Consider the following 26,975-nt stretch of genomic DNA (forward strand, 5'->3'; position numbering starts at 1 on the left):
ATCGCCATGCGCCTGTCCCGCTTCTTTATCGACGCCCCGCTCTCCCTCGGCCAGCACGAGCTGCCCGAGGCCCAGGCCCATTACATCGGTCGCGTGCTCAGGCACAGCGCTGGCGACGCCATTCAGCTGTTCGACGGCAGCGGCCAGGAGTACCTGGGTGAGCTGATCGAGGTAGGCAAGAAGGCCGTGCGGGTCGAGTTGCGCGAGCAGTTCGACGGCCAGGCCGAATCGCCACTGCGTGTCCATCTGGGCCAGGGCCTGTCGCGCGGCGAACGCATGGATTGGGCGATCCAGAAGGCCACCGAACTGGGCGCCAGCGAGATCACCCCGATCGTCTCAGAGCGCTGCGAAGTGCGCCTCAAGGACGAGCGCGCCGACAAGCGCCTGGCCCACTGGCGCCAGGTGGCGATCAGCGCCTGCGAGCAGTGCGGCCGCTCGGTGCTACCGGTTATCCACGCCCCGCAGACCCTGGCCGAATGGCAGGCCAGCGTGCAGGCTGAGCTCAAGTTGGTCCTGCACCCGGTGGCGGCGCCATTGGAGAGCCACGCCAAGCCGCAGACCCTGGCCTTCCTGATCGGCCCGGAAGGAGGCCTGACCGACGCCGAGGTGGAGCAGGCCAAGACTGCAGGTTTCCATGCCGCCCGCCTCGGCCCGCGGGTATTGCGTACCGAGACCGCGCCGGTGGTGGCGCTAGCCGTGGCTCAGCAGCTGTGGGGCGACTTCTAGCCCCACTGACCCCAAGCAGCGACGTCTGTCACCTGTGCGTAACAACATGCGACTTCAAGGGATGGCAAGCGGCCACGCCTCTGGCATCCTCTGCCCACCATAAACGCGGCGGCGGCTTACCGCCCTGCCTCGTCGTTGTCGAAATCGGCGTGCATCGCGCCGTTTCCCCTCCAATAACAACTCGTCCAGCTCAGCGCTCTCCCACAAGGGAGCGTCACGGTGCCGAGGCAAAGGAGTCTCTACGCAATGAACGAACTGGTCTCGACCCTCAACGGGCTGGTCTGGAGCCCGGCGCTGATCTACCTGTGCCTCGGCGTCGGTCTGTACTTCTCGCTGCGCGGCCGCTTCCTGCAGGTCCGTCACTTCAAGGAAATGATCCGCCTGATGTTCAACGGCCGCACCGATGAACACGGCATCACCTCGTTCCAGGCCCTGACCATGACCCTCGCCGGCCGAGTCGGCACCGGCAACATCGCCGGCGTCGCCACAGCCATCACCTTCGGCGGCCCGGGCGCGGTGTTCTGGATGTGGATGGTGGCCTTCCTCGGTGCCAGCTCGGCCTTCGTCGAATCCACACTTGGCCAGGTGTACAAGGAGAAGATCGACGGCCAGTACCGTGGCGGTCCGGCCTTCTACATCGAGAAGGGCCTGGGCATGAAGTGGTACGCCTGGATCTTCGCCGTGGTCACCGTGTTCGCCTGCGGCCTGCTACTGCCGGGCGTACAGGCCAACTCCATTGCCTCCAGCGTGGAGACCGCCCTCGGCGTGCACCCGAACACCACCGCCGCCATACTGGCGATCATGCTCGGCCTGATCATCTTTGGCGGGGTCAAGCGCATCGCCCGCTTCGCCGAGTTCGTGGTGCCGTTCATGGCCCTGGGCTACATCCTGGTGGCCTGCGTTATCGTCATGCTGAACATCGAGAAACTGCCGGAAGTGATGTCGCTTATCTTCCGCAGCGCCTTCGGCCTCGACGCCGGCTTCGGCGCCATCCTCGGCCTGGCCATCATGTGGGGGGTGAAGCGCGGCGTGTACTCCAACGAGGCCGGCCAGGGCACCGGCCCGCATGCCTCCTCCGCCGCCGCAGTCAGCCATCCGGTCAAACAGGGTCTGGTACAGGGCTTCTCGGTGTACATCGACACCCTGTTCGTCTGCTCTGCCACCGCCTTCATGCTGCTGATCACTGGCCAATACAACGTGCAGGCACCGGACGGCAGCGCGCTGTTCACTGGTATCGCCGGCGTCGCCGCAGGCCCAGGCTACGTGCAGACGGCGATGGAGAACATCATGCCCGGCTTCGGCAACATCTTCGTCGCCGTGGCGCTGTTCTTCTTCGCCTTCACCACCATCGTGGCCTACTACTACATCGCCGAGACCAACATCGCCTACATCAACCGCAAGGTGCACCGCCCGGTGCTGACCCTGCTGCTGAAGGCCGGCATCATCGCCGCTACCGTCTACGGCACGGTGAAGACCGCCGACCTGGCCTGGGGCCTCGGTGATCTGGGCGTTGGCCTGATGGCCTGGCTGAACATCATCGCCATCCTGCTGATGCACAAGGTCGCCTACAAGTGCTTGAAGGACTACGAGGCGCAGCGCAAGGAAGGCAAGGAGCCGGTGTTCCACCCGGAGAAGCTCGGCATCAAGAATGCCGACTACTGGAGCGGCGAGCGAGCCGAAGCCAACCTGGCCGAGGAGCAGGCTGCCCAGTCCGGCAACCCCGTGGAGTCGCACCGCTGATCGCAGCGGCGTGAAGCAGAGCCCCGGCACCGCAAGGTCCGGAGCTTTTTGTTGGGGGTCTCAGAGCCCACGCAGGGTCAGAGCAGCCAGCGCCAGCAACAGCAGGCCGCAGCCGGCATAGCTGATGCGATGCCAGAGCTGCGAGGTATGGCGCCGCAGCCAGTCCACCAGCGCCGCGCAGATGAAGCACCAGAGCACTGAAGCGAGCATGAAGCCGGCGAAAAACACCGCCATCTCCATGCGGCTCGGCGTGCCCTCGACGATGCCCGCCAGCGCACTGCCCAGCGCGCCCCAGAACACGATGTTCTTCGGATTCGACAGTGACAGCAGCGCGCCGGCGCCGAAGGCATTGCGCCCTTGCTGGCTGCCCTCCTCCTGTGCCGGCGGCTGCCAAGCATCGCGCAGGCCCTGGATACCGAGCCAGACCAGGTAGGCCGCGCAGGCGATGGTCAGCGGCACACGCACGCTGTCTTGGGCAAGCAGCAAAATCAGGCTGGTCAGGCCTATCACCGCCCACACCGCATCACCGATCAGCGAGCCCAGCTGCACCAGTAGCGCCGGGCGGAAACCGCCGGTCAGACCCCGACGCAGGGTCTCACTGAATACGGCGCCCGGGGACGCACAGAAGGCCAGGCCGAACAGCATGGCGGCGAGGAAGATGGTCAACATGAGGCAGGCTCTCGATCACGAATGCGCGGATTATCGCCGAACGACCGGGGCCCGACTTGAACCGGATTGCTCTGCTCAGCCGCGCACGCAGGCCTGGTAGCGCCCCGGGCTGATGCCATAGGCGGCGCGGAAGTGGCGATTGAGGTGGCTCTGATCGGCGAAGCCCAGGCTATACGCCACTTCGCCAGCCGGCAGACCGAGGCGCAGCAGGCCCTGGGCGCGGCGAGTGCGCAGCTGCATGGCCCACTGCCGCGGACTCAGCCCGGTGTGTTTCTGGAAGCTGCGCAACAGGTGGAATTTGGACAGGCCGAGCTCGGCCGCCATCTGCTCCAGGCTGGGCGTGCTCTCGAGGTTCTGCGCCAGCAGCTCCTGCAGCCGCGTCACCGCGGCATGGCCCATGTGGCGCTCTGCGGAAAGGCGCACTCCGGCACCACTGGCGATGCTGCCGAGCAGCAGGGTCACGCCCTCCTCGCCACGCTCGCGCAGTAAGGGGTCTTCGCTCAAGCAGGCCTCGACCGCGCGGGCCAGCTCATGAGCCAGGGCCGGCGCCTGCTGCAGCGGCCGCTCGAACTGCAACTCGCTGCGCCCCAGGCTGGCGGCAAGCTGCGCGGCCGGGACATAGAGGCTGACATAGCGCCAGGGTTGGCCCTCAGCCGCGCCACCGCCCTGGATATCGCCGGGATTGTAGGTGGTGATGGCGCCGACACCGGCGCTGAACTGACGCCCGTCGAGCCAGATGTGCTCGTCGCCAAGCAGGTTGGCGCCGATGACGAATTCGTCGTGGCTGTGCTTCTCGAACTGCTGGCCAGCGACACAGCTGCTAGCGACTTCCAGGTCGCCGAGGCGTGCCAGCCGAACCTTGTCCATGTCAGATCAGGCCAGCGTCCGCCAGCTTCTGCTCCAGACCAATAAGATCGGGGATCTTCACGACCGCCTCGCCGAGCTGCACGGCGTCCAACTCCAGCGGCGCCAGCTCGGCGCTGGCACGTTGCAGGTTGCCATCGACTTTCATCGAGCGCGGGATACCCTGTACCAGCAGGGCGATGAACTTGATCTTGTCACGGCCGCCCATGGCATTGAGCACGGCCACACGCACACCGGGGCCGATTTGCGGTTGGCCGTCGGAGGCTGCCTCGAACGACAGCAGAGGCAACTGCAGGTCGCGCCAGGCCACCTGACCGAGGAACCAGGACGGTAGCCCTGGCGTGACATGTGGTGGGCGGTAGGGAATCAATTCCGCCACCGCCACGTTAGGCAGCAGCAGGGTACGATCAGCCAGCGGAACCAGCAGTGCGGTAAGGCTGCTGACGCTACTCTGGCTGGCGATGGCTTGGCTCATGGCGGCTCCTTGAAAGACAGCTGAGGCCGTTACTGGCACTGCGCGGCCAGGTGGTTGACCAGGGCGGCGGCCAGCTCACGCGGGTCACCACTGAGGCTGCTGTAGCCGCCCTCACGCAGGCTGTCGGGCATGCTCGGGCTGGCGCAGCTGTCGGCCCTCTGGGTCCAGATCACGCCCCCCTGACGGCGCACGTAGGCAGCGGCGGCGCTGCCGTCACTGCCCATGCCGCTGAAGGCGATCACGCCGCAGTTGGCGCCGAACTGTTGGGCCAGGTTGAGCATCATCTGATCGATGGAGGGGCTGTAGGGCTCCGGCCAGCCGCGGTCGGCCAGCTGCATGGAGCCATCCTCGGTGAAGCCGAGTTCGTTGCCGATCGGCGCCACCACCACTTCACCACAGCGCACGGCATCGCCCTGGCGAGCCGGGTTGACATGCCACTGGCTGTGGCGGCCTACGGCCTGCGGCAATGCAGATTCGAAGGCAGCGTCGATGTGCTGGGCATAGATGAAGCCGATTGGCAGACCGCCTGGCAGCGCGTCGAGGAACTCCTTGACCGCCGCCGGACCGCCGAGCGAGGCGGCCAACAGCCAAATCTGCCTGGCCGGCTCACCGGCCACCAGCGGCGTTTCGGCCAACGATGCCGGCAGTTCCAGGCGGCTGGGACGTTGCGCCTCGGCCAGCAGGGCCTCCAGGCTCGGGCCTACGGCCTGTGCCGGATCACCGACCAGGCGCTTGAGCTTGCCGAACAGGCGACGCTCCCAGCGCGGGTAGTTCTCCGAGTGACGCTCGGGGGCATGCCCCTCGCCGAACAGCACCGGGGCGCTGGCTTTCTCCAGCAGGTTGTCGACCAGTGGCGAGTCTTCCGACTGGGCTAGGTCCACCAGCCACAGGTCGGTCTCACAATCGGCCAGAGCCGCCTCGTCGAGGCGCGCCGGGTCGCTATTGAGCACGACTTGGTAGCCGCTGCCGGACAGAGCCTGCTGCAGCACGTGGCGCTGCAGCGAGGTGTCGGCGATGACCGCAATACGAGCAGCAGTTCTGTCAGCCATTGGCCTTGTCCTTGACCAGTTTCAGGATATTTTCCAGCAGATCCGATTCCTGGTACGGCTTGCCCAGGTATTCGTTGACGCCGATGGCCATGGCCCGATCACGGTGCTTCTCGCCGGTCCGCGAGGTGATCATGATGATCGGCAGATCCTTCAGGCGCTCGTCGTGACGCACCAGGGTGGCCACTTCGAAGCCATCCATACGCGGCATCTCGATGTCGAGCAGCATGATGTCCGGCTTGTGCTCCTGCAGCTGGGCGATGGCATCGACCCCGTCCTTGGCAGTCAGCACGTTCATCCCGTTGCGTTCCAGCAGGCGGCTGGTGACCTTGCGTACGGTGACCGAGTCGTCAACCACCATGACCAGCGTCGGCCGCGTAGCATCGCTCTCGGTCGATAGCGCTTCCTGGTTGACCAGGCGCGGGGCCTGGACCTGGCCCAGCAGGTGGGCGTGGCGCACACGGATGTTGGCCAGCAGGTCGAGGATCACCACCACGCGACCATCACCGAGGATGGTTGCACCAGAAATGCCGTGCACCCCGGCGAACTGCGGCCCGAGGCTCTTCACCACGATCTCGCGGGAGCCCGCCAAGCCGTCCACCTGAACCGCTACGGCGTGCTCGCTGGAGCGCACCAGGATCACCGGCAGCGGCAGGCTCTGCCCCACCAGCTTGGGTTGCTGGCCATTGTTCAGCAGGTCGCCCAGGTACTTCAGTTCGTAGGCCTGGCCGGCGTACTCGAAGCGCGGGGCATCCGGCCCGTAGTAGGCCTCCAGCTCATACGGCGAGACCCGCACGATACCCTCGATGGTGTTCAGCGGGATGGCGTAGAAGTCTTCCCCGGAGGTCACCATCAGCGCCCGGTTCACCGACACGGTGAACGGCAGGCGGATCAGGAAGCGAGTACCTTCTCCAACGGTCGACTCGATGCTCATGGAGCCACCGAGTTGCTTCACCTCGGAATGCACCACGTCCATGCCAACACCACGGCCGGAGATCTGCGTGACCTTCTCGGCCGTGGAGAAACCGGCTTCGAGAATGAACTGCAGGATCTCGTGATCGCTGAGATCGCTGTCATCGGTCATCAGGCCACGCTCAAGAGCCTTGCGCTTGACCGCGTCGAGGCGGATACCGCCACCGTCGTCGGCCAGGGTCAGAAGGATGTCACCACCCTCTCGACCCAGGGTCAGACGTATGTTGCCGACCTCCGACTTACCGGCCGCGCGACGCTTGTCGCCCGGCTCGATACCGTGGTCAACGGCGTTGCGCAGCATGTGCTCCAGCGGCGCGACGATACGCTCCAGCACGGTGCGGTCCATCTCGCCTTCGGCGTTGCCGACATGGAACTCGACCTGCTTGCCCAGCTCGCCGGCCACCTGGCGGACGATACGGCGCAGGCGCGGTACCAGGCGGTCGAAAGGCACCATGCGGGTGCGCATCAGACCTTCCTGCAACTCGGTGTTTACCCGTGCCTGCTGCAATAGCAGGGTCTCGGCATCGCGGTTACGAGTGGCCAGGGTTTCCTTCAGGTCGAGCAAGTCGGAGGCCGACTCGAACAGCGCACGGGACAGCTGCTGCAATTGCGAGTGACGGTCCATTTCCAACGGGTCGAAATCTTCGTAGCCGGCACGCTCGGCCTCGGCCTGGTAACGGCTGAGAATCTGCGCCTGGGTCTCGATATCGAGGCGGCGCAGCTGATCGCGTACCCGCTCGATGGTGGCTTCCATCTCGCCGAGGGTGAATCCGAAATCGCTGACCTGTTGCTCGACACGGCCTCGGAAGATCGAGGTCTCACCCGCCAGGTTGACCAGACCCTCGAGCAGCTCGGCCGGGACCTTGACCAATTCCTGCGGCGCACGCTGAGCGGCTGCGCGGGCGGCAGCCTCGGCAGCACGTTCGACGAAGGGGAGAACCTTGAGCTGATGATCCTGTTGCGGCTGGGCACTGGCCGCCACTATCGGAGTGCTCAGCGTCACCTGCGCAGGCGCCGCTTCTACCGAAGGAGACTCGATCTCAGGCTCGGTCTGGACGTCGGACACTTGGCTGTCATCCAGACGCTTGCGTAGCTGGTCGAGCTCCTGCTGCAAGCCCTCGAAGCCGGACTGCACATCGAGGAACAGGCTCTCGGGCCACGGCGAGCCCTGTTGCTGGGCCTCGGTCAGATGTTGTTCGAGATCATGACTGAGGTCACCCAGACGCTTCTGTCCAGCCAACCGGGCACCGCCCTTGAGGGTGTGCAGGATGCGCAACAGTTCGTCAATGGCAGCGCCGTTCTCACGGTCGGCCTCCCAACGGCCGATCGCTGCTTCCATGGCCTCCAGCAGGTCGTCACCTTCCTCGAGGAAGATATCGAGAATGTCGGCCTCTGCACCTGCGTCTTCCTCCACCACCGGCTGCAGGTGCACGCTGGTAGGTACGCTTAGCTGGGCCTCGGGATCGGCACGAAAACGCTTGATGGTTTCGATCAGCGCCAACCCATCGGGAATGGTGCTGTTGCTGCGCACCGCTTCGAGCATCTCGGAGAGCCGGTCGTGGCAGGCCTGCAGCACACCGAACAGGTCTCCGTTGGCCTTCAGGCGGCCATCGCCAACGCCTTCGTAGAGAAACTCCAGCTCATGCGCCAGATCACCGATCTCGCGGATCTCGGCCATGCGCGCGCCGCCCTTCAGGGTATGCAGATCACGCTGCAGGGACTCGACTTCGAGGGTATTGGCGACATCGGTCATCCACCGCTGCAATGCAGCAGAGGCGCTGTCCATGATGTCGAAGCCTTCCTCGAGGAAGATCTCAACCAGTTCGGGGTCACGATCCACCACCGGTATCGACTGGGCAGAAACGACAGGGGCAACTGGCTCTGGCTCTGGAGCGTCGAGCGGTGCTGGAGTTGCATTAACCGGCTCGAGTGCCTCGGCGCCCAGTGCCGGCAGGGATTCATCCAGATGCCACTCATCCGAACTCAGCGCCGGCAGTTCTTCCGGCAGAGTCTCTTCCGGCTGCTCACCGGACGTCTCTATGGTCAGCTCGGGCAGGTCGTCCATCTGCGGCGCGACGAAGTCCACCTCTGTCAGCTCACCCAGATCGATTTCCGCTGACGCCCCCTGATCCTGCTGGACAGGCTCGGTCGGGTGCAGATCAACTGTCGGCTGCTCTTCCAGCGCCTCGGCGCCGAGTGCAGGCAGTGATTCGTCCAGGTGCCACTCATCCGCGCTCAGCGATGGCAGCTCTTCGGGAAGAGACTCTTCCGGCTGTTCAGCGGCGGCTTCGATATTCAGCTCAGGCAGTTCGTCCAGCTGGGGCGCGACGAAATCCACCTCGGCCAGTTCGCCCAGATCGATTTCCGCCGAAGGCTGCTCATCCTCGGCTGCCGGCTCGAATGGAGCCAACAGCTCGGGCTCGCTATCGATACTGATCTGCTGGCTTTCGCTGCTGGCCGAGACACTCGGCGCGGCTATCGTGCCGCCTTGGCGAAAGGAGCGGATCGCGTCGATCAACGCTGTGGAGTCCAGCAGGGGCTGCCCCCGCTGCAATTGCTCGAGCACGACGGCCAGGCGGTCATGGCTCTGCTGCAGCAAGCCAGCCAGAGCCGGGGAATAGCTGAAGCGGCGATCGACCAGGCCTTCATACAGGGATTCCAGCTCATGAGCCAGATCACCGATGGCACGGATCTCCGCCATGCGCGCGCCACCCTTGAGGGTATGCAGGTCGCGCTGCAGGGAGGACAGCGCCAGCGTGTTATCTGGATCGCCTAGCCAACGGTCGAGCGCCTGACCGGCACTGTCCAGGATGTCGACGGCCTCCTCCAGGAAGATCTCCACCATCTCGGCGTCAAGGTTCTCCGGCATGCTTGCCGGCACAGCCGGCTCTGGCGCGGCAAACGCGATAGGCTCGGGCTCAGGTGCCAGTATTGGTTCGGGCTCCAACTCCGACTGCGGCTCGAACTGGGGCTCGGCTGACAGCTCGTCCAGTTCGATCACTTCCAGGCCGGCATCGCTATTGGCGTCCAATAGTGCGAGGGTGGCCGGATCCAGCGCCTGGTCGAGCAGATTGCGCAAGGCGGCAACACGCTCAGGCTGCGGACTGACCTCCAGAGCGGCAGCCACCTGATCCATCATGCCGATCAGCGCCTCATGGGCTGCCTCAGCTTCGGCGAAGAAGTGCTCGCTGACCGCCAGGCGGCCGTCGAGAGCAGCCTGGTAGAGCGCCAGCAGGGCTTGGCACAACTCGTCGATCTGCGGCAGCTCCGCCATTTCGGCACCGCGGCCAAGGGTGGTGAGCTCATCCAGTAGCGCAGACAGCTCCTGCTGCTCACTGGGATGTTCACGCCATTTGCGTAGCAGATCCTCCGCGTCCAGCAGGATATCCATGCCCTCGGCGAGGAAGATGGAGATCAGCTGCGGATCGCGCTGATCCGACTCATCCAGACGAGCGCTTTCGGCACTCTCGAGGCGAGACTGATGCAGCTTCTGCACGCGTTCGAGGAATTCGGCGGCTCCTGGAATCGGCGCCAGCGGCTGACTCTCCAGCTGCTCCAGGCCGGCACGGAACAGATGCTCGGCATCGCGCAACAGCTCAGCCTCGCCCAGATCCATATCGATCAGATTGGTCTTGAACTCCTTGACCAGTTTTTCCAGCGGAGTGGCAATCTCGGCGATCGGCAGAATACCGGCCATGTGCGCACTGCCCTTGAGGGTATGCAGGGCGCGTTGCAGGTTGTCGGTGACCGGCTGCGGCAATACCTGGGCGCAATCCGCTAGGAAGCCAACCAGGGTATCCAGGTGGGTCTCGGCCTCATTGCGGAAAATTTCCAGCAACAGCGGATCGAGAGCCTCTTCATTGTTCGACACAACGGAGGCGGCGACCTCCGGTACGGCTTCCTCTGTCTCTACCTCGATCGGCAGTTCGGCGACAGGTTCTTCCAGCGGCTCACCCGCGGCTTCGATCGCGACCGGCGTACTGACAAAGCCAGGCACTTGGCCTCGGGCCAATGCGTGGGCGGTAGCGGCCAAGCGGTCGACATCATCCCGCTGACGCTGCGCCTTGGCGGCGAACTCGTCGACCAGTGACGGCATCAGCTCCACTACGTCGACGATCACCTGCTGCACCGGCTCGTCGGGCTGAATGCTGCGATCCAGTACACGGTTGAGCATGTTCTCGATGGACCAGCCCAGCTCGCCGATGATCAGCGCGCGGACCATGCGACCACTACCCTTGAGGGTGTGGAAAGCGCGCCGCACTTCGGTCAGCGCCTCCTTGTTGTCAGTGTCGGCACGCCACTGCGGGAGGTACTCGTTGATGGTCTCGAGAACCTCGCCGACCTCTTCGATGAAGACTTCCAGCAGCTCTTCGTCCACCGGTTCTTCGTCGGCGGGCGGGGGCAACAGGCTAGGCGGCACGTCCTGGGCCGGCGGGTTGATCGCCTGCACCGGAGCGGCCATCACTTCGGCCATGGTCATCGGCTTTTCGGCTGCCGGCTGAGGCAGCTCGGGCGCCACTGGCGCGCTCGGCAGCTCGACCTCCGGTAGCTCCAGATCGGCGATCTCCAGCTCGTCCCACTGTGTCGGCGTGCTGTCGAGACTCAACTCCTCACCATCGAGCGACAGTTCCGGCAGGCTCTCACCTAGCGCCGGTAGTTCATCGGCAGCCGGCAACGCACCAGTTTCCGCAGTGAAACTACTCTCGAACGTGAACACTTCCGGCTCGGCGGACATCTCGAGCGGAGCATCCAGGCTCAGATCGATACCTGAGGACTCGTCTGCTGCTGCCTCGCCCAGGCTCCAATTGTCGTCGGATACCAGCAGCTCGCCGGCATCTTCGGCCAGAAGCTCGAAATCGGCGCTCAGTTCCTCACTTGGCTCGTCGAGAGACAACGCCGGCAGTTCTTCCAACTCCAGCGCCTCTTCCATCAGGGGCTCCTGGAAGGAGATCTCTTCAGCGGCCAGAACCTCGATCTCCTGCAGCGGGTCGGCTAGCGGGGCAGGCATCTCCTCGCGCGGCTCGATGCGGTCGAGGATCGACGGTCGCTCCTTGAGCGGGTAACCCAGGCTCTCCAGGCTCTCTTCGGCAACATCGAGAATCAGGTCGCCCTGGCTGGCATGATCCTCGGCCAGTCGCTCCAGGTAGTACTCGACACTGGTGATGGCATCGGCCAGCGTGTCCAGGTTCTGCCAGTTGGGTACGGCCTTGCGTACCAACAGCTGCTCCTGGATGTAGCGTGTGCAGGCCTGCAGCAGGCTGGCGGCACGAGTCAGAGGGATCATGGCCAGGCCACCACGGACCTGCGTCAGCAACTCCGGCACGCGGGCCAGATGTTCGTGGTTCCACTGCGAGGCGATGAACTCGATGATCGCGTCCTTGGCCTGCTCCAGACCGGTACGCGCCTCTTTAATGACAAGCTGATGAATCTGCGCCACGTCGGTGGTAGGCAGGTGACTCTGCTCGTTCTGTGCATCGTCGCCAGGGCCGACCATACCGGCCAGCGTGGCCTCGACATAGAGCAGCGCCCCGGCTACATCCATCAGCACCGCATCATTCGGCTCACGCTGGCCGAGGGACAAGGCGTGAACCACGTCTAGCTGATCGAGGATGACCTTGCGCGGCTGACCGAAACCGAGCACGGCCAGGGTATCCGCGATCTGTTTAAGCGGAGCCAGTAGGCCGTCGAGCTCGGTGATCTGCTTGCGATCACTGCGCACGAACAGGTCGAGGCTGTCCTTGACCCTGACCAGCTCCTCGCACAGAGCTCCGACCACCGAACGCATGGCGTCGCGGTCCGGACCAGCCAGGCGGGCGCGTTCCTCATCAACCACGCCGCTATCGGGTAGCGCCTCGTCCAGACGATACTGGTCCTTCAGGGCGCGCAAGCGCGGCGACTGGGCCGAGGCCTTGGCGACATAGAAGAGCAGGTTCTTGGTTAGCTCATCCGGAGCGCCCTGATTGATACCATCCGCACCCTGGTCGACCAGGCGTTTGAGCTCCTTGTCCACCTGACGCAGCAGGGTACGTACGGAGGTGCTGTTCGCCACGCTGCCATTGGCCAGCCCCTCGACCATGCCAGAAGCGATCTGCCACAGCGGGCCGAGCGGCGCCTCCTTGCACAGGGTCTCCAGGCGTGCGAACACGCGGGCCATGTAGCCCAGGTTGGTCGCCAGGTCCTGGTTGCGGATCACCCCGACCAGAGCCATCTGCAGCATCTGCCGTAGCTTGCGCAGGAGCACTGGCAGCTCGGCGGTCCGCAGTTTTTCAAGGGAGTCGAGGGACAGGGCAGGTAGGCGGCCAGACAGATCGGGAGAGAACAGGCTGGTTTCCGACAGCAGGTTCTCGCCGCGCGCGGCGCGCAGATCGTTGAGCAGCGGCAGCACGACCATCGGCAGGTCGCGGCGAGCGCTCTGGATACGATCGAGGTAGGCCGGCAGCTGCAGAATGGCCTGCATCAACACTTCCAGAGCTTCGTTCTGGTTGCCTACGCGACCATCCAGGAGCGCCTGAGCCAGCTGCTCCATCTCCTCGGCCAGCAGGGCAGCGCCATAGAACTCCACCATCTGCAGAGTGCCATGGACCTGGTGTACGTAGGTCTGGCAGAAACGCATTCGCGTGGCGTCCTGCGGGTTCTCGACGAACGCCTCCAGGGCCTGACGCGCCTGCTTCAGGGTTTCCGCGATCTCGCCCTTGACCCACTCCAGGGCGACATAGTCGTGCCGATCACCCATACCGACTCCACTCATATTCTTGTCTTAGCCCTTGCGGGTGAACGCCAGAACCCGCTCGTCAGCCACCGGTTCCAGATCCGGGTGCTGCCAGCCGATCACCTCTCCCACCCCGACCACCAGCAGGCCCCCAGGAGCCAGGCGTTCGGCCAGGCGATTGAGGATTTCCCGGCGGCGCCAGCGGCGGAAGTAGATCAGCAGGTTCTGGCAAAAAATGACATCCATGCCGGATTGAGGCGCCTTGGCCAGCTCCAGCACATTTAATCTGGCAGCGCAGACACGCGCTGCCAGATCCGGCACTACCTTGTAACGACCATCCGCCTGGGCGAGGAAGTAACGCTCGCACAGGTCGCTGTCCATCTGTTCCAGCTTGCGGGCACCGTAGACAGCCTCGCGAGCCTTACCCAACGCGCTCAGGCTGATATCGGTGCCCGTCACTCCGAACTGCCGTTCGCTCCCCAACTCGCGCAGCAGACTATCGACGCAGATTGCCATCGAGTAAGGCTCCTCACCGCTGGAGCAACCTACGCTCCAGAGTGCCAGAGGCTGCGATGTCTCATCCGTGACTAGGTGCGCGCGCAGGTAACTTTCGAGCACATCAAAGGACGGCCGATGCCGAAAGAAGCGGGTTTCCTGCACGGTGAGGCGGTCCAGCAGGGTCGACCACTCGACGGCACCTCGCGGCCCGTCGGTAACCTGGCGGTAATAGCTGGCGTAATCGTCGACACCCAGTTCCCGCATGCGCGCAGTCAGGTTGGTCTGCAGAAAAGCCCGGCGCTGTTCGTTTATCACCACGCCAGTGCGCTCTTCCAGCAGTGCCTGCCAGTCGCGGAACTCTCCCTGTGTCATGTCGGCCATGGGTTTCAGAGCCCAGACGCCGCTTGGCTGCATGCCTTGCCCCTCGCTCATGGCCGAATACGCCGGGCGGCGACCCTCTCAGGCCGCCGCCCTGCCCCTGATCAGGCCTGGCCTTCCGGCAGGGTAAAGCCGGATACCGAACGTCGCATCTCACTGGCCATCTTGGCCAGGTTACCAATGCTCTTGGCGGTAGCGGTGGTACCTGCGGAGGTCTGCGAGGTGATCTCCTGAATCACGTTCATGGTGTTGGAGATGTGGCCAGCAGACGAAGCCTGCTGACGGGCGGCGTTGGAGATGTTCTGGATCAAGGCCGCGAGGGTCTTGGATACCTTCTCGATCTCTTCCAGGGCCACACCGGCGTCCTGCGCCAGGCGGGCACCGCGTACCACTTCGGAAGTGGTCTGCTCCATGGAGATAACCGCTTCGTTTGTGTCGGTCTGAATCGTCTTAACCAGCGCCTCGATCTGCTTGGTTGCCGCGGAGGAACGTTCTGCGAGGCGTTGTACCTCGTCCGCTACCACGGCGAAGCCTCGACCGGCGTCACCGGCCATGGAGGCCTGGATCGCGGCGTTCAGTGCGAGGATGTTGGTCTGGTCGGCAATGTCGTTAATCAGGCTAACGATGTCACCGATCTCCTGGGACGACTCACCGAGGCGTTTGATCCGCTTCGAGGTGTCCTGGATCTGCTCACGGATGTTATCCATGCCGGTGATGGTGTTGTGCACCACCTCGTTACCCTTGTTGGCAATGGCTACGGAACGTTCCGCTACCGCGGACGATTCCGCGGCGTTCGCCGATACCTGGTCAATCGACACGGCCATTTCGTTGATCGCCGCGGATGCGCCGGCGATCTCCTGGGCCTGGTGTTCGGACGCTTCGGCCAGATGCATTGCCGTGGCCTGGGTTTCCTGGGCAGCGGCGGCCACCTGCACGGCGGTCAGGTTGATCGTCGCTACCAAGTCACGCAGCTGGTCAATGGAGTAGTTGATGGAGTCAGCGATCGCACCGGTGAAGTCCTCGGTTACGGTTGCGGCCACCGTCAGGTCACCGTCTGCAAGGTCGGCGATTTCGTCGAGCAGTCGCAGAATCGCAGTCTGGTTACGCTCGTTCTTCTCGGCAGTCTCGCCCAGACGGCGGTTGGTCTCGCGCACCATCACCAGACCGATGAGGATGATCGCGGCCAGCGCGATGGCACCCAGCACATAGCCGGCGATGGTATTGAAGTAACGGCCGTCTGCCAGATCCTCAAACTCGCCAGCCAGGCCGGAGGTCTTGTCCAGCAGGGTCTGCGAGCCGGTGAAGATAGTGTTGGCGGACTCACGGACCTGGAACAGTTCCGGGGAAGTCTCGAGAATCTCGTCCACCGAACCGGAAACGAACTGGAACAGTTCGGAAATCTCGGCCAGACGCTCCAGGGCGTCTTCGTCGGTCACCGCGGAGATCTCCATGGCACTGTTGCCTTCGATCATCGCCTTGAGCACGCGACCGAACAGGCTGGCGTCACGACCGAACATGTCGGCGGCCTGGACGGAGTCGTCGTCACCGGCCAGCACCTTGTTCACCGAACCAAGGATACGTTCGGCAAGCAGGGATTGACGCTGGGCAACCGACACCTGGGCGGCGGGTGCGCCGCTCTGCAGCAGGATATCGACCACCTCTTCGTACTCGACCTGCAGCTGCGGAATGGTTTCGGCGAGGGTCGCCGCTACCTGATGCAGGGACAGTACGGTCTGCTCACTCTGCAGGATTGCGTCGGCGTTCTGCCGCAGCACATCCCAGTCTTTCTGCACCTCGTCCATCTGCGGCTTCACCGACTCCGGCGCGCCCGGCAGGCCGCTGGCTTCGTTACCAGAGGTCAGGAATCCCCAGCGCTCTTCGAAGTCACGGCGTGCTTCCTTCAGCAACGGGAAGGCCTCTGCCTTACCGGTCGCCGCTTCCGTGGCGTTCTTCGCGATACGCTGGGACAGCACGCGCAGTTCACCCGCGTGGCTGATGTATTCCTTGTCGTAGTTCGACTGGGTGTTGAGGTAGGCGAAGTTGGCGAACAGCAGCACGATGGAAATGATCAGGACTATGAAGAGTCCGGCGATCAGCGTGTTACTACGCACACCTGCCAAGAGATTGCCTGCATCGAGTTTCTTCATTATTTGGCCCCCGCCTGGACCGACCGCACAACGATTTCCATGTAACGCCAAAGGGCCGGCAACTACCGACCCAACCGAAATTTCTTATACCGCTACGTCGAGAAAACCCTGGTGCTGCGCCAACGCATGCGGGCTGAACACCAGCCAAGGTCGCTCACGCTGGAAAACCCCATGAATGAAAGGCGAAATCGTCGCCTCCAACGGTGGCAGCTGCTCGGAGAAGGTATCCACCGGAAAATGCTGCATACCGAACACTTCATCGACCGTAAGGCCGGCGAAGACTTCATTATGATCTACCACTAGCACGCGTCGCTGCTTGCGCAGAGGCGACAGCTCACTGCCGAAGAAGCCGCAAAGATCCATGACCGGCAAGAGCCTGCCACGCACGTTGGCCACTCCCTTGACCCAGCTTTTGACGCCGGGAAGAAGGGTATGCCGAGGCTCATGCAGGACTTCGCCAACCTCTCCCATGGGCGCCACGAAATAGCGCTCACCCATGCGAAACCCGATGCCACTCCAGGTCTGTACCGCTTGCTGCTGGGATGGCAGACCTGCGGCCAGCACACGACAGTGACGGTCGAGTTCGACGAGAAGCTGGAAGGGGGTTTGGGCGTCCGACATGCCGACCTTGGCCTTTTCTTCTTATGTGACTACAGGCTGGCGCGGCGTTAGCCGGCCAGCACCGAGTTGAGGGTCTTCATCAGCGTGTCTTCGTCGACAGGCTTGGTCAGGTAGTCACGCGCGCCTTGGCGCTTGCCCCAGACCTTGTCGGTCTCCTGATCCTTGGTGGTGACGATGATCACCGGGATGTGACTGGTTTCGGCGTCCTTGGTCAGTTGACGGGTCGCCTGGAAGCCGTTCAGGCCGGGCATGACGATATCCATCAGCACGGCATCGGGCTTTTCCTGGCGAGCCAGGGCAACACCGTCGGCACCATTCTCCGCCTTGAGTACCTGGTGACCGTGCTTCTCGAGCATGGCGGTCAGCTTGTACATCTCGGTCGGTGAGTCATCAACAATCAGAATACGAGCCATGAAGTTCCCCATTCGGAATAGGCATCACCGGCTTGTGGCCGGACATCAGGAGGCTTGCTCCACCGGGACGAACTCGGGCACATGCGTCTTGATGGCTCCGAGAAGCTCCTCCTTGCTGAAGGGCTTGGTCAGGTACTGGTCGGAACCAACGATACGCCCCTTGGCCTTGTCGAACAGGCCGTCCTTGGAGGACAGCATGATCACCGGGGTGGATTTGAAAGCACTATTGTTCTTGATCAGGGCGCAGGTCTGATAGCCATCGAGGCGCGGCATCATGATGTCGACGAAGATGATGCTCGGATGCGTATCGGCGATTTTGGCCAATGCATCGAAACCATCTACTGCGGTTATGACCTCGCAACCCACCTTCTTCAGCAGAGTCTCGGCGGTGCGACGAATCGTTTTCGAATCGTCGATCACCATGACCTTCAAACCCTCGGAATGCTGTTCCATGTCTGCCCTACCATCGCCTCGGTGAGTCATTTGTTTTATCGATACAGCACAGTGTGGCTGAGGCCGTAACACTGACGGGCTGCGACCCGATCGTCCGGACTTTTTAGCACACTCTCCTGATGCAATCTATAAGCCCCTAATACTGGGGGTTTTTCTTGACCGGCAGCGCCCTGCGGCGCCACCCTTGTGCATCCCTTCCGCCACCTTGAAGCAGGTTTCACCCCGATGAGCATTCGCCTGGGGATCGTCATGGATCCCATCGCCCAGATCAACTTCAAGAAGGATAGCTCGCTGGCCATGCTCTTGGCTGCGCAAGCACGTGGCTGGTCTCTCTACTATATGGAACAGCGCGATCTCTACAGCAACGCCGGTCAGGCCCGGGCCCGCATGCAGCCGCTTCAGGTATTCAACGACCCGCAGCGCTGGTTCGAACTGAGCGAGGAGAAAGATGCCCCTCTGGCCGACCTGGACGTGATCCTGATGCGCAAGGATCCGCCCTTCGATAACGAGTTCGTCTACTCCACTTACTTGCTGGAGCAGGCCGAACGTGAAGGCGTATTGGTGGTCAACCGCCCGCAGAGCCTACGCGACTGCAACGAGAAGCTGTTCGCCACCCAGTTCCCCCACTGCATGCCACCTACCCTGGTCAGCCGCAGGGCCGACATTCTGCGCGAGTTCGCCGAAACGCAGCGTGACATCATTCTCAAACCCCTGGACGGCATGGGCGGTTCGTCGATCTTCCGCCATCGTGTCGGCGACCCCAACCTCTCGGTGATCCTCGAGACGCTGACCGCTCACGGCACCCAGCAGTGTATGGCGCAGGGCTACCTGCCCGCGATCAAGGATGGCGACAAACGCATCCTAATGATCGACGGCGAACCGATCCCCTACTGCCTGGCGCGCATTCCGGCCCAGGGCGAAACCCGCGGCAACCTGGCCGCCGGCGGCCGCGGTGAGGCCAGACCACTGACAGAGCGCGACCGCTGGATCGCTGCCGAAGTCGGCCCGGCGTTGCGCGAGAAGGGCCTACTGTTCGTCGGTCTGGACGTGATCGGCGAGCATCTCACCGAGATCAACGTGACCAGCCCGACCTGCATCCGCGAGATCGACAAGGCCTTCGACACCCGCATCGGCGAGCGCCTGATGGACGCCATCGAGAGCAAGCTTGCAGCGCGCAAAGCTTGATCCAGGTGGCAGCTTGGCGCATGCGGCTTGCAGGTCGCCGGCCCTAGCCGGCAGACTGCGCGGCAATTCGATTCCCGCCGTCGCCAGATGAACGCAGCACTGAAACCTCCAGCCGAACTGACCAGCTCAGGCATCCGACCCGCGGATCGCCTGGGCTTCACCCTGTTCGTCGCCACCCTGCTGCACCTGGCGCTGATCCTCGGCGTCAGCTTTACCCTGGCCGAACCTGGACAGATCAGCAAGACCCTGGAAATCACCCTATCCACCTTCAAGAGCGAGAAAGCCCCAGAAAAAGCCGACTACCTGGCGCAGAACAACCAAGAAGGCAGCGGCACCCTGGAGCACAAGGCCGCGCCGAAGACCACCGAGCAGGCCCCCTTCCAGGACAGCAAGGTCAACAAGGTGACCCCGGCCACGGCTCCACAGCCGACTCAGCGTAAGGAAGCCGCCCCTGCCAAGACCTCGCTGACCACCACCAAGCAGCAGCAACAGAAGGCCGCCACCAAGCAGAAGGAAGAAGAGCCGCAGCCCGACGCACAGCCGGCTCCGGTGTTCGACACTGCCCAACTTTCCGCCGACATCGCCAGCCTGGAAGCCGAACTGGCCCAGGAGCAACAGCTCTACGCCAAGCGCCCGAAGATCCACCGACTGAACGCCGCCTCGACCATGCGCGACAAGGGAGCCTGGTACAAGGACGAATGGCGCAAGAAGGTCGAACGGGTCGGCAACCTCAATTACCCGGAAGAAGCGCGCCGCCAGCGCGTGTACGGCAGCCTGCGCCTGCTGGTATCGATCAACCGCGACGGTACCCTGTATGAAGTCCAGGTGCTGGAGCCGTCCGGCCAGCCGGTACTGGACCAGGCAGCCCTGCGCATCGTGCGCCTGGCCGCGCCCTTCGCCCCGTTCACCGGCGACCTGGCCGACATCGACCGCCTGGAAATCATCCGCACCTGGCGCTTCGAGCGCGGTGACCGCCTTTCCAGCAATTGAACCAGCCCACCTGGCATGCTGCGGCATTTCCGCCCGGCGCTTGAAGCCGGCGCCGTCAGGGTCGAAACTAGCGCCCATGAAGACCGCCGCCAGTTACCTCAAGCACCACTTCCTGATCGCCATGCCACACATGGCCGATCCCAACTTTGCGCAGACCGTCACCTACCTGGTGGAACACAACGAGCAGGGCGCCATGGGCCTGGTGATCAACCGCCCCAACGGCCTCAACCTGGCCGACGTGCTGGAGCAGCTGCGCCCCGACGAGACGCCCCCCGCCCTCTGCCAGAGCCTGCCGATCTTCGCCGGCGGCCCGGTACAGACCGATCGTGGCTTTGTCCTGCACCGGTCGGGACAGAGCTTCCAGGCCACCTTGGAGCTGGGCGAGCTGGCCCTGTCCACCTCCCAGGACGCGCTGTTCGCCATCGCCGACGGCAGCGGACCCGCCAAATATCTGATCACACTCGGCTACGCCGGCTGGGAAGCCGGCCAGCTGGAGACAGAACTGGCCGACAACGCCTGGCTGACCTGCCCGGCCGACGCCGCCATCCTCTTCGACACCCCCGCCGAGCAGCGCCTGAGCGCCGCCGCCGCACGCCTGGGCATCAACCTCAGCCTGCTCACCGCCCAGGCCGGCCACGCATGAGTGCCGCCCTGCGCCTGCTGCTGGGCTTCGACTACGGCACCAAACAGATCGGCGTCGCCGTCGGCCAGGCCATCACCGGCCAGGCCCGCGAACTCTGCGTGCTCAAGGCGCAGAACGGCGTGCCGGACTGGCAGAAGGTCGAGGCGCTGATCAAGGAATGGCAGCCGGACGCCATCGTCGTCGGCCTGCCGCTGAACATGGATGGAACGAAGAGCGAGATGAGCGAGCGCGCGGAGAAGTTCGCCCGCCGCCTCAACGGCCGCTTCAACCTGCCGGTGCACACCCACGACGAACGCCTGACCACCTTCGAGGCCAAAGGCCAGCGCCTGGCCCAGGGCCAGCGCGGCGGCTACCGCGAGCGCCCGGTGGACGCCCTGGCCGCCGCCCTGTTGCTGGAAGGCTGGCTGGAACAGAATCTTTCGAACTGATTGCGAGGAACGCCATGACCCTGCCCGATCCCCAACAGCTGCTGCCGCGCATGGCCGGCGACCTGCAGGCCCTGCTCAAGCGCCGTGGCGTCGAACAGGTGCACTTCATCGGCATCCGCACCGGTGGCGTATGGGTCGCCGAGGCGCTGCTGCGCGAGCTGGGCTTGGAGCAGCCGCTCGGCACACTCGACGTATCGTTCTACCGTGACGACTTCACCCGCAGCGGCCTACACCCGCAGGTGCGCCCCTCGGAGCTGCCGTTCGAGATCGAGGACCAGCACCTAGTATTGGTCGACGACGTACTGATGAGCGGCCGCACCATCCGCGCCGCCCTCAACGAACTCTTCGACTACGGCCGTCCGGCCAGCGTGACCCTGGTCAGCCTGCTCGACCTGGACGCCCGCGAGCTGCCAATCCACGCCGACGTGCTCGGCGCCACCCTCGCCCTGCTCCCTGCTCAACGGGTAAAATTGTCCGGCCCCTCGCCGCTCACCCTCGAGCTACAAAGCCTTTCCGCCTAGGAATACCCCATGCCCACCGACGCCAAGCGCTCGCTGCAACTCAACGACCAGGGCCAGCTGCGCCACTTCCTCTCGCTCGACGGCCTGCCCCGCGAGTTGCTGACGGAAATCCTCGACACCGCCGACTCCTTCCTCGAAGTCGGCGCCCGCGCGGTGAAGAAGGTCCCGCTGCTGCGCGGCAAGACTGTGTGCAACGTGTTCTTCGAGAACTCCACGCGCACCCGCACCACCTTCGAGCTGGCGGCCCAGCGCCTGTCGGCCGACGTGATCAGCCTCAACGTGTCGACCAGCTCGACCAGCAAGGGCGAGACCCTGTTCGACACCCTGCGCAACCTGGAAGCCATGGCCGCCGACATCTTCGTCGTGCGCCATGCCGACTCCGGCGCCGCGCACTTCATCGCCGAACACGTGTGCCCGAACCTGGCGATCATCAACGGCGGCGACGGCCGTCACGCGCACCCGACCCAAGGCATGCTCGACATGCTGACCATCCGCCGACACAAGGGCAGCTTCGAGAATCTATCGGTGGCGATCGTCGGCGATATCCTGCACTCGCGGGTGGCGCGCTCGAACATGCTGGCACTGAAGACTCTGGGCTGCCCGGACATCCGCGTGATCGGCCCGAAAACCCTGCTGCCGGTGGGTATCGAGCAGTACGGGGTGAAGGTCTACAGCGATCTCGCCGAGGGCCTCAAGAACGTCGACGTGGTGATCATGCTGCGCCTGCAGCGCGAGCGTATGCAGGGCGGCCTGCTGCCCAGCGAAGGCGAGTTCTACAAGCTCTATGGCCTGACCGAGCAACGCCTCAAGCTGGCCAAGCCGGACGCCCTGGTGATGCACCCGGGGCCGATCAACCGCGGCGTGGAAATCGAGTCGGCGGTGGCCGACGGCCCGCAGTCGGTCATCCTCAACCAGGTCACCTACGGCATCGCCATCCGCATGGCCGTGCTGTCGATGGCCATGAGCGGCCAGGCCGCCCAGCGTCAACTGAATGCCGAGGAACACAACTGATGCGCACGCGAATCCTCGGAGCCCGGGTGATCGACCCGGCCAGCGGCCTGGACCAGGTCCGCGACCTCTACCTGGACGGCGGCAAGCTCGCCGCATTCGACCAGGCGCCGGCCGGCTTCGTCGCCGATCAGGAACTGGACGCCCGCGGCCTGATTGCCAGCCCCGGCCTGGTCGACCTGTCCGTGGCCCTGCGCGAGCCGGGTTACAGCCGCAAGGGCAATATCGCCAGCGAGACCCTGGCCGCCGCCGCCGGCGGTGTCACCAGCCTGTGCTGCCCGCCGCTGACCAAGCCGGTGCTGGACACCCCGGCCGTGGCCGAGCTGATCCTCGACCGCGCCCAGGAAGCCGGGCACACCAAGGTGTTCCCGATCGGCGCCCTGACCAAGAATCTCGCCGGCGAGCAGCTGGCCGAGCTGGTCGCCCTGCGCGACGCCGGCTGCGTGGCCTTCGCCAACGGCCTGGCGCCGATGGCCAACAACCGCACCCTGCGCCGCGCCCTGGAATACGCCGCCACCTTCGATCTGACCGTGGTGTTCCACGCCCAGGACTTCGAGCTGGCCGAAGGCGGTCTGGCCCACGAGGGCGCCACTGCCAGCTTCCTCGGCCTGGCCGGCATTCCGGAAACCGCCGAGACCGTGGCCCTGGCCCGTGACCTGCTGCTGGTCGAGCAGAGCGGCGTGCGCGCCCACTTCAGCCAGATCACCAGCGCCCGCGGCGCCGAGATGATCGCCGCCGCCCAGGCTCGCGGCCTGCCGGTGACCGCTGACGTGGCGATGTACCAGCTGATCCTCACCGACGAGGCCCTGCTGGGCTTCTCCAGCCTGTACCACGTGCAACCGCCGCTGCGCACCGCCTTCGACCGCGACGGCCTGCGCGAAGCGGTGAAGAACGGCGTGATCGGCAGCATCGCCAGCCACCACCAATCGCACGAGGCCGACGCCAAGCTGGCACCGTTCGGCGCCACCGAGCCGGGCATCAGCAGCGTCGAACTGCTGCTGCCGTTGGCTCTGACTCTGGAACAAGACGGTCTGCTCGATCTGCCGACCCTGCTCGCCCGCCTCACCAGCGGACCGGCCAAGGCCCTGCGCCTGCCCGCCGGCCGCCTGGCCGTGGGCGCCCCAGCTGACCTGCTGCTGTTCGACGCGGAAGGCCAGACCCTGGCCGGCGAGACCTGGCGCTCGAAGGGCAGCAACTGCCCATTCATCGGCCACTGTTTACCTGGCCAGGTGCGCTACACCCTCGTAGATGGTCGCATTAGCTACCAGCGCTGATAACCATCCCGGAAACGAAAAAGCCGCCCGAAGGCGGCTTTTTCGTTGGCCTACTGCTGACTTATAGCTGTGGGCCAGCGTTGCGGATGGCGTCGGAGACGTCGAACTTCTTGAAGTTCTCGACGAACTGCTGGGCCAGGCCCTTGGCGGCTTCGTCGTAGGCATTGCCGTCAGTCCAGGTGTTGCGCGGGTTGAGCAGACCGGTTTCGACACCCGGAACGGCCTTCGGCACGCTCAGGTTGATGATCGGCAGTTGCTCGGTCTCGGCACCGACCAGAGCGCCGCTCTGGATGGCAGCGATCACGCCACGGGTGGTCGGGATGTTGAAGCGCTTGCCTACGCCGTAGCCACCGCCGGTCCAGCCGGTGTTGACCAGGTACACCTTGGAGTTGAAGCCACGGATACGCTTGATCAGCAGTTCGGCGTACTCGCCAGCCGGGCGCGGGAAGAACGGCGCGCCGAAGCAGGTGGAGAAGGTCGACTTGATACCGCCGCCCGAACCCATTTCGGTGGAGCCGACCAGTGCGGTGTAGCCGGACAGGAAGTGGTAGGCAGCCTGTTCTTCGCTGAGGATCGACACCGGCGGCAGCACGCCAGTCAGGTCGCAGGTCAGGAAGATCACGGCATTCGGCTCGCCACCGAGGTTCTTCTCGGAGCGCTTCTCGACCAGTTCCAGCGGGTAGGCCGCACGGCTGTTCTGGGTCAGGCTGTCGTCGGCGTAGTCAGGTACGCGGTTCTCGTCGAGGACCACATTTTCCAGTACGGCGCCGAACTGGATGGCTTTCCAGATTACCGGCTCGTTCTTCTCGGACAGGTCGATGCACTTGGCGTAGCAACCACCCTCGATGTTGAATACCACGCCCTCACCCCAACCGTGCTCGTCGTCACCGATCAGGTAACGGCTCGGGTCGGCGGACAGGGTGGTCTTACCGGTGCCGGACAAACCGAAGAACAGGGTCACGTCGCCTTCTTCGCCAATGTTGGCGGCGCAGTGCATCGGAAGCACATCGACTTCCGGCAGCAGGAAGTTCTGCACGGAGAACATGGCCTTCTTCATCTCGCCGGCGTAGCGCATACCGGCCAGCAGAACCTTCTTCTGGGCGAAGTTGATGATCACGCAGCCGTCGGAGTTGGTGCCGTCTCGCTCGGGAACGCACTCGAAGTTGGCGACGTTGAGAATCTGCCACTCGGCCTTGGCGCCCGGGTTGTAGGTTTCCGGGTTGATGAACAGGCAACGGCCGAACAGGTTCTGCCAGGCGGTCTGGGTGGTCATCTTGACCGGCAGGTAGTGAGCATCGGCGGAACCGACATGCACGTGGGAGACGAAGTGCTCCTGGGCATTGTTGAAAGCCTCAACGCGGTCCCACAGGGCATCGAATTTGTCGGCGGGGAACGGGCGGTTGATGTTGCCCCAGGCGATCTTGGAATCGGTGCTAGGCTCCTGGACGATGAAGCGGTCGGCAGGCGAGCGGCCGGTGCGATGACCAGTACGGACAACCAGAGAGCCGTTAGCGGCCAGCTCACCCTCGCCACGACTGATGGCCTCTTCGACCAGTTGTGCAGCGCTGATGTCGGTGTAAACGGCGGTGTTGGCTTGCGTCATTTGGGTCCCCGTCGGCCGGCGGCCGAGTCTTCCGAACATTGTGTAGTGGCGAAAAATCTTCACTACAGCGATAAAAAAGTCGCGGGAGTATGCCAGAAAAGCGAAGCCCTTGGCAGCCTCTTGTCCACGAATGCTATCAATAGAACCAGGCTATTACCCTCAGTGCCGGGTCGCCGATGGTGCCTGGCTGTCACCGGTGGCGAACAGTTGGGCCACATCGCTGGCATCGAAGAAATAGCGCTCGTTGCAGAACTGACAGTCGATTTCCACCTGGCCACCGCTCTCCTCCAGCAACGCCTCGGCATCGGCTTGGCCGATGCTGACAAGCGCCCGCGCCGAACGCTCGCGCGAGCAGCTGCAGCGAAACCGCAGCGGGCTCGGGTCGAACAGGCGCACAGTCTCCTGGTGATAGAGGCGATGCAGTACGGTTTCGTTGTCCAGGCCCAGCAGCTCTTCGGCAGTCAGGGTATCGGCCAGCGTCAGCAGGTGGTTCCAGCTCTCCTGGCGCTCTTCAGGCTCGGTCTGATGATGCGGCGGCAGCTGCTGCAACAGCAGGCCGCGGGCGCGCTGGCCATCGGCGCGCAGCCAGAAGCGGGTCGGCAGTTGCTCGGACGTGGCGAAATAGGCGCTCAGGCTATCGGCCAGACTGTCGCCTTCCAGCTCAACGATACCTTGGTAGCGCTGGCCCTTGGCCGGGTCGATGGTCAGTGCAAGAACGCCGTCCGGCATCATCTCGCGCAGGCCAGCACCAGCGTCTATGGCCTCGGCATCGTAGCGGGCAATACCACGCACTTCACGCTCGCTGGAGCACTCGATCATCACCAGCGGCACGGGGCCGGACGAGCGCACCTGCAGCACCAGCAGCCCCTCGAACTTCAGGGTGCCGACCAGCAGGGCCGAGGCCGCGAGCATCTCGCCCAGCAACTGGGCCACCGGCTGCGGATAGGGATGCTTGGCCAACACATGCTGATAGCTCTCGGCCAGGCTGACCATCTCACCACGGACGTCGTTATCGTCGAAAATGAAGCGCTGGGAGTGATCGAATTCGTGCATCGGGGACCGCCTGACAAAAAAGGATGACGGGCCACCGACGCCTTCAACGAAGCGCCGCGCGATATGACCCGGGAATGAGCAAGATTCTAGGGATAAACGCCGACGCATCCAAGCCATACGACGATGGCCGGCCGCCAGCCGGTCAGTCGCCCCGCAGACCGAGCAGTTGGCGGCGCTGCTTCTTGTTCGGTCGCCCGTCGGTCTGCACGCCGAGTGCTCCAGCTTTGCGCAGCGCCGCCGCCCCTTCGCGTCGAGCAATACTATCGGCCGTCTCCTCGTACAACAGCTGCGCCTCCGGCGCACCGCGTCGCACCATGGACAGGGCGCGCACTACCACGGTCCGCTCGTCGAAGCCCGCGCGTATCACATATTCATCGCCGACCTTCGGCTCCTTGCCCGGCTTGCAGCGCTCGCCACGGCAGTGCACCTTGCCGCCCTCGATGGCCTCCTTGGCCAGGGAGCGGGTCTTGTAGAAGCGCGCCGCCCATAGCCACTTGTCCAGGCGGGACTTGTCATTTTTGTCGCTCATTCATCACCTGTAGAACTCGTCACGCGGTGT

The 26,975-nt window shown here is 64.2% G+C and carries 22 protein-coding genes; 9 read left to right on the forward strand and 13 right to left on the reverse strand.

Going from position 1 to position 26,975, the window contains the following annotated elements; translation table 11 throughout:
* The first annotated feature begins 6 nt into the window (after positions 1-6).
* Together IB234_RS01080 and IB234_RS01085 are read left to right on the forward strand one after the other, a co-directional pair.
* Positions 7-726, forward strand: coding sequence for a 16S rRNA (uracil(1498)-N(3))-methyltransferase (locus IB234_RS01080; RefSeq protein WP_192312535.1), 720 nt, complete (start codon positions 7-9; stop codon positions 724-726).
* Between the two features lie 246 nt (positions 727-972).
* On the forward strand, positions 973-2,466 hold the full coding sequence (locus IB234_RS01085) for an alanine/glycine:cation symporter family protein (protein WP_192312537.1): 1,494 nt from the start codon (positions 973-975) through the stop codon (positions 2,464-2,466).
* A gap of 60 nt (positions 2,467-2,526) precedes the next feature.
* On the opposite strand, the gene IB234_RS01090 is transcribed toward IB234_RS01085, so the two are convergent.
* The 10 genes from IB234_RS01090 to pilG form a co-directional block, all read right to left on the reverse strand.
* Positions 2,527-3,135, reverse strand: coding sequence for a LysE family translocator (locus tag IB234_RS01090; RefSeq protein ID WP_192312539.1), 609 nt, complete (start codon positions 3,133-3,135; stop codon positions 2,527-2,529).
* Positions 3,136-3,210: 75 nt separating this feature from the next.
* Entirely contained in the window at positions 3,211-4,002 is a 792-nt protein-coding gene (locus IB234_RS01095) for an AraC family transcriptional regulator (RefSeq protein ID WP_192312541.1), read from the reverse strand.
* A 1-nt stretch (position 4,003) separates the two neighbouring features.
* The gene (locus tag IB234_RS01100; RefSeq protein ID WP_192312543.1) at positions 4,004-4,474 is read right to left on the reverse strand and encodes a chemotaxis protein CheW; all 471 of its coding nucleotides are present in this window, start codon (positions 4,472-4,474) and stop codon (positions 4,004-4,006) included.
* Between the two features lie 29 nt (positions 4,475-4,503).
* A complete protein-coding gene (locus IB234_RS01105) occupies positions 4,504-5,523 on the reverse strand; it encodes a chemotaxis protein CheB (protein ID WP_192312545.1) in 1,020 nt (339 codons plus the stop codon).
* Positions 5,516-13,225 (reverse strand): Hpt domain-containing protein, encoded by a 7,710-nt coding sequence (locus IB234_RS01110; protein WP_192312548.1) that lies wholly within the window; start codon positions 13,223-13,225, stop codon positions 5,516-5,518. Before IB234_RS01110 ends, IB234_RS01105 begins: the two co-directional genes overlap by 8 nt.
* A gap of 24 nt (positions 13,226-13,249) precedes the next feature.
* Positions 13,250-14,113: a CheR family methyltransferase gene (locus tag IB234_RS01115; protein WP_192315512.1), complete on the reverse strand. Its 864-nt coding sequence runs from the start codon at positions 14,111-14,113 to the stop codon at positions 13,250-13,252.
* Between the two features lie 68 nt (positions 14,114-14,181).
* The gene (locus IB234_RS01120; protein ID WP_192312550.1) at positions 14,182-16,224 is read right to left on the reverse strand and encodes a methyl-accepting chemotaxis protein; all 2,043 of its coding nucleotides are present in this window, start codon (positions 16,222-16,224) and stop codon (positions 14,182-14,184) included.
* Positions 16,225-16,308: 84 nt separating this feature from the next.
* On the reverse strand, positions 16,309-16,845 hold the full coding sequence (locus IB234_RS01125; protein WP_192312552.1) for a chemotaxis protein CheW: 537 nt from the start codon (positions 16,843-16,845) through the stop codon (positions 16,309-16,311).
* Positions 16,846-16,892: 47 nt separating this feature from the next.
* Positions 16,893-17,258 (reverse strand): twitching motility response regulator PilH, encoded by a 366-nt coding sequence (gene pilH / locus IB234_RS01130; RefSeq protein WP_043310983.1) that lies wholly within the window; start codon positions 17,256-17,258, stop codon positions 16,893-16,895.
* A 45-nt stretch (positions 17,259-17,303) separates the two neighbouring features.
* Positions 17,304-17,711: a twitching motility response regulator PilG gene (gene pilG, locus IB234_RS01135; protein ID WP_043310982.1), complete on the reverse strand. Its 408-nt coding sequence runs from the start codon at positions 17,709-17,711 to the stop codon at positions 17,304-17,306.
* Positions 17,712-17,936: 225 nt separating this feature from the next.
* On the opposite strand from pilG, the gene gshB reads away from it, so the two are divergent.
* From gshB to IB234_RS01170, 7 genes are all read left to right on the forward strand, one after another.
* A complete protein-coding gene (gene gshB, locus IB234_RS01140; protein WP_192312554.1) occupies positions 17,937-18,896 on the forward strand; it encodes a glutathione synthase in 960 nt (319 codons plus the stop codon).
* An 87-nt stretch (positions 18,897-18,983) separates the two neighbouring features.
* Entirely contained in the window at positions 18,984-19,886 is a 903-nt protein-coding gene (locus IB234_RS01145) for an energy transducer TonB (RefSeq protein WP_192312556.1), read from the forward strand.
* A 76-nt stretch (positions 19,887-19,962) separates the two neighbouring features.
* Positions 19,963-20,529, forward strand: a complete 567-nt coding sequence (locus tag IB234_RS01150) for a YqgE/AlgH family protein (RefSeq protein WP_192312558.1) — start codon at positions 19,963-19,965, stop codon at positions 20,527-20,529.
* Entirely contained in the window at positions 20,526-20,957 is a 432-nt protein-coding gene (gene ruvX, locus IB234_RS01155) for a Holliday junction resolvase RuvX (RefSeq protein ID WP_192312560.1), read from the forward strand. Before IB234_RS01150 ends, ruvX begins: the two co-directional genes overlap by 4 nt.
* A 14-nt stretch (positions 20,958-20,971) precedes the next feature.
* Entirely contained in the window at positions 20,972-21,478 is a 507-nt protein-coding gene (pyrR, locus tag IB234_RS01160; RefSeq protein ID WP_192312562.1) for a bifunctional pyr operon transcriptional regulator/uracil phosphoribosyltransferase PyrR, read from the forward strand.
* A 9-nt stretch (positions 21,479-21,487) separates the two neighbouring features.
* On the forward strand, positions 21,488-22,489 hold the full coding sequence (locus tag IB234_RS01165) for an aspartate carbamoyltransferase catalytic subunit (protein WP_192312564.1): 1,002 nt from the start codon (positions 21,488-21,490) through the stop codon (positions 22,487-22,489).
* A complete protein-coding gene (locus IB234_RS01170; RefSeq protein ID WP_192312566.1) occupies positions 22,489-23,760 on the forward strand; it encodes a dihydroorotase in 1,272 nt (423 codons plus the stop codon). The genes IB234_RS01165 and IB234_RS01170 overlap by 1 nt, the downstream gene beginning before the upstream one ends.
* A 61-nt stretch (positions 23,761-23,821) precedes the next feature.
* Here the strand turns inward: IB234_RS01170 and IB234_RS01175 are convergent, their stop codons facing one another.
* From IB234_RS01175 to IB234_RS01185, 3 genes are all read right to left on the reverse strand, one after another.
* A complete protein-coding gene (locus tag IB234_RS01175; protein WP_192312568.1) occupies positions 23,822-25,363 on the reverse strand; it encodes a phosphoenolpyruvate carboxykinase in 1,542 nt (513 codons plus the stop codon).
* A 159-nt stretch (positions 25,364-25,522) separates the two neighbouring features.
* Positions 25,523-26,416, reverse strand: coding sequence for an Hsp33 family molecular chaperone HslO (gene hslO / locus IB234_RS01180; protein ID WP_192312570.1), 894 nt, complete (start codon positions 26,414-26,416; stop codon positions 25,523-25,525).
* Between the two features lie 142 nt (positions 26,417-26,558).
* Positions 26,559-26,945: an RNA-binding S4 domain-containing protein gene (locus tag IB234_RS01185; protein ID WP_192312572.1), complete on the reverse strand. Its 387-nt coding sequence runs from the start codon at positions 26,943-26,945 to the stop codon at positions 26,559-26,561.
* Positions 26,946-26,975: the final 30 nt, after the last annotated feature.

The organism is Pseudomonas sp. PDM16, from assembly GCF_014851865.1.
In the GTDB taxonomy this organism is placed as follows: Bacteria; Pseudomonadota; Gammaproteobacteria; order Pseudomonadales; family Pseudomonadaceae; genus Aquipseudomonas.